This window comes from Pseudoduganella sp. RAF53_2 (assembly GCF_052113985.1).
Lineage (GTDB): Bacteria > Pseudomonadota > Gammaproteobacteria > Burkholderiales > Burkholderiaceae_D > Rugamonas.
On the sequence record NZ_JBFRDW010000799.1, the window covers coordinates 1 to 2351 of the forward strand.

3 protein-coding genes are annotated in these 2351 nt (G+C 60.7%); all 3 read left to right on the plus strand.

Going from position 1 to position 2351, the window contains the following annotated elements:
- Nucleotides 1-129 precede the first annotated feature (129 nt).
- The 3 genes from AB4Z11_RS29635 (at nt 130) to AB4Z11_RS29645 (ending at nt 2289) form a co-directional block, all read left to right on the plus strand.
- Nucleotides 130-639 (plus strand): hypothetical protein, encoded by a 510-nt coding sequence (locus tag AB4Z11_RS29635; RefSeq protein WP_442029451.1) that lies wholly within the window; start codon nt 130-132, stop codon nt 637-639.
- Nucleotides 640-765: 126 nt separating this feature from the next.
- Entirely contained in the window at nt 766-1743 is a 978-nt protein-coding gene (locus tag AB4Z11_RS29640) for an eCIS core domain-containing protein (RefSeq protein ID WP_442029453.1), read from the plus strand.
- Nucleotides 1744-1827: 84 nt separating this feature from the next.
- The gene (locus AB4Z11_RS29645; RefSeq protein WP_442029455.1) at nt 1828-2289 is read left to right on the plus strand and encodes a hypothetical protein; all 462 of its coding nucleotides are present in this window, start codon (nt 1828-1830) and stop codon (nt 2287-2289) included.
- Nucleotides 2290-2351 lie beyond the last annotated feature (62 nt).

The window sequence follows — 2351 nt, forward strand, 5'->3', positions numbered from 1 at the left end:
CTAATAAGGCAGGCACCACGCTGACCAATGACGCTGGGGTGAGCATGACCAACAAGGCCGCCGCATCGCAGACGGTGGACGGCGGAGGCATGCTGGAACTGAAGGGAGGGATCGTCAAGATCAACTGATATGAACGATTCCCAATTGTGCGGCATGGTGCGCAACGTGAACGAGCAGGGCTTGCTCGTGAGCCGCGTCCACTTCGTCAAAGGCCAATTGCACGGCCCCGCAGAACTCTACGACGCAGCAGGCCGCGTGCGCCAGCGCTCGTCCTTCGCCCATGGGAAGCTGCATGGCCTGACTTCGCTATTCGAGAAGGATCGCCTGCTCGCCGAAATTCATTATGCGGACGGCTTGCAGCACGGAGAAATGCGCAGCTACGGGCTGGATGGCAAGCTGCTGGCAACTACTATGTTCGTGCATGGAGAGCCGGCGGCATTGCCAGCTTCCGAGCCGGCCACCGCCCCCGCGCTCGCCGGCACGCCAACCGCACCCGCGACCGCCGGCACGCCCACCAGCGCCGCGCCAGGCAGCGCCCCCACCGAAACAGTCAGGCCAACGGAGCCGACCAGCCCAACGTTCACGGCCCCCGCGACAGCCCCGCGTCGCTCCTGGTTGGCTCGCCTGGTTGAAGGCTAACGACAATGGACTACCAGCTCTCATTCAACAAACGCATGCTGATCGTACTGATCATCGCGCAATTGCTATTACTTGCAGCCTTCTTCGCCCTCGGTATGCTGGCCGCAAAATGGAACGGAGGATGACATGAGYACACGCCGCTCTATCCTGATCCAGGCCCACTTCGTCCATGGACGCGGAGGCCCAACGCAGCCCGTGCAAGCGCACGGCGGCCAAAACATGTCCGTCGACGCGGGCAAGCTCAATCTGAGCGGCGCGGTCGGGCGTCCCATGCCGGATGCTGTCAGGCAGAAAATGGAGGCATTCTTCAAAGCCGATTTCTCCGGCGTGCGCATCTACCAGGGCAATCAAGCGCAATCCATTGGTGCCCACGCCTTCACCATGGGCACTGACATCTACTTCGCGCCAGGCCAATACGATCCGCACAGCGCGCGGGGCCAGCAACTGCTAGGCCATGAACTGGCCCACGTACTTCAGCAAAAGCAGGGCAGGGTCCGCGCGCCGCAAGGCGCGGGCACCGTGATCGTCAACGACCATGCACTGGAAGCAGAGGCCGACCGCATGGGCGCCCGCGCCGCCGCCTTCCGCGTTCCCGTGCAGGCCAAGCTCGCAACGGGCGGCATGCCGTCGGCGGTTGGCAAGGCGCTCGCCTTGCAGGCGAAACAGGCCTCATACAGGCTGGTGATCGGCGCCTACTTGCATCAGGGGGCTGCGGGGCTGCCTCCGGATCTTGCAGGACACGCTTTCGTTTCACTGCAAGGGCCGGCGGGAAATCGTCAGACCTGGGGCTTTTCACCTGCCAACTATGGGCGCTATGACCCGCAAAAAGACATTGGCAAGTTGCGCGCCGGTGTTCCTGGACAAGTGCATCGCGACGACAGTGCTTTTTCCAAGCCCGGCGTGAAAGTGCGCAGCTATGAGCTGAACAGCGCGCAGGCCCAGGCCGCGATGGCGAAAGTGAACGAGTACCGCAGCCGCCACTACAGCTTCAGCGCCCAATCGCGCCAATGCACCACCTTCGCAACCGACGTTCTGCGCGCCGCCAGCGTGAACAGCGGCCTTTCCGGGCAAATGCGCCCTGGCGATCTTTATCGAAAGGTATAGGCAATGGTGAATTCGATACTGCCGCGCGTGCCACCCGTATTTCGGCCACCACCCGGGACAATTATTCGTCCGCTAATCCAGCGCATGGAAGCACCGTCCGGCACCGGCAGTTCGGGCCGTACGGCGGGTGTGTTGTGGGACCACTTCGTCAAATACAGCAATCAGCGCGCAAAAGATGTGATGCAGGCGTTTCAGAACGCTGGCTATACAATTCACGAAATGAGAGGCCAGGTTATTCGTGCGATCACTGAATTGAAGCTGGATCTCGCTGCTCACGGAATGGGCGGTTCGGATTCAGGCACGCAGGGTGACTACGAAATGTCGGCAATCGCCTTTGAAAGTAAATTGATTGCCTGGGCGGGTCAGCATCCAAAGGGAACGCCAAGCGTCAGTTCTGGCTCAAGGCATAGCGAGGCCGAGGAAAAGGCATGTGCCGCTAAAAAGGCAGCAGGCAAGCAACTGAGCAAGAACGACAAGCATGCAAAATATCACGCGGATCCCGCGAACAGGGGAAAGCGATGTGCCACCTGTAACAACATTATCTGACTAGCGCAGGTTGCGTGATTGTTCAGACACTCGCTTGAGCTGTTGGGCCATCGGAGCAATAT